1 protein-coding gene is annotated in these 1128 nt (G+C 52.0%); it reads right to left on the bottom strand.

What is annotated here, in order from left to right:
- On the bottom strand, positions 1-1128 hold a 1128-nt coding region (locus AC6CH4_RS25870; RefSeq protein ID WP_498108202.1), incomplete at both ends, for a hypothetical protein.

Raw genomic sequence — 1128 nt, forward strand, 5'->3', positions numbered from 1 at the left:
CCGGGCTCCACTGGTAAGTGATCCCCGCCACGGTTGCTGCACCGATCGTTTTTCCTGTGTTATTAGCAGTACAGGTTTTGGTAAAGTCCGCGCCGGCATCTGCCGTAGGTACTGACTGATCCACAGTAACGATCACCGTATCGGTAGCCGTACAGCCCGTAGTACTATTGGTCGCTGTTAGCGTATAGGTCGTCGTTACCGATGGGTTGGCCGTCGGATTCGACACTGTTGCGCTCGTTAATCCTGTAGCCGGACTCCACTGGTAAGTGATTCCCGCCACAGTTGCTGCACCGATCATTTTTCCTGTTGTATTTACACTGCAATTTTTGGTAAAGTCCGCTCCGGCATCTGCCGTAGGTACTGACTGATCCACAGTAACGATCACCGTATCGGTAGCCGTACAACCCGTAGTACTATTGCTCGCCGTTAGCGTATAGGTGGTAGTCACCGATGGGTTGGCCGTTGGATTCGACACTGTTGCGCTCGTTAATCCTGTAGCCGGACTCCACTGGTAAGTGATCCCCGCCACCGCTGCTGCACCGATCGTTTTTCCTGTTGTATTTACACTGCAATTTTTGGTAAAGTCCGCTCCGGCATCAGCCGTAGGTACTGACTGATCCACAGTAACGATCACTGTATCGGTAGCCGTACAGCCCGTAGTACTATTGCTCGCCGTTAGCGTATAGGTAGTCGTCACCGATGGGTTGGCCATTGGATTCGACACTGTTGCGCTCGTTAATCCTGTAGCCGGACTCCACTGATAAGTAGTACCAGCCACCGCTGCTACACCGATCGTTTTTCCTGTTGTATTTACACTGCAATTTTTGGTAAAGTCTGCACCGGCATCCGCCACTGGAACCGACTGATCCACAGTAACGATCACTGTATCGGTAGCCGTACAACCCGTAGCGGTATTGCTCGCTGTTAGCGTATAGGTGGTAGTCACCGATGGGTTGGCCATTGGATTCGACACTGTTGCGCTCGTTAATCCTGTAGCCGGGCTCCACTGATAAGTGATCCCCGCCACCGCTGTCATCCCGATCGTTTTTCCTGTGTTATTAGCAGTACAGGTTTTGATAAAATCCGCGCCGGCATCAGCAGTCGGTAAAGTCAGGTCAACTGTTACCA

The organism is Flavobacterium sp. GQ95, from assembly GCF_059758655.1.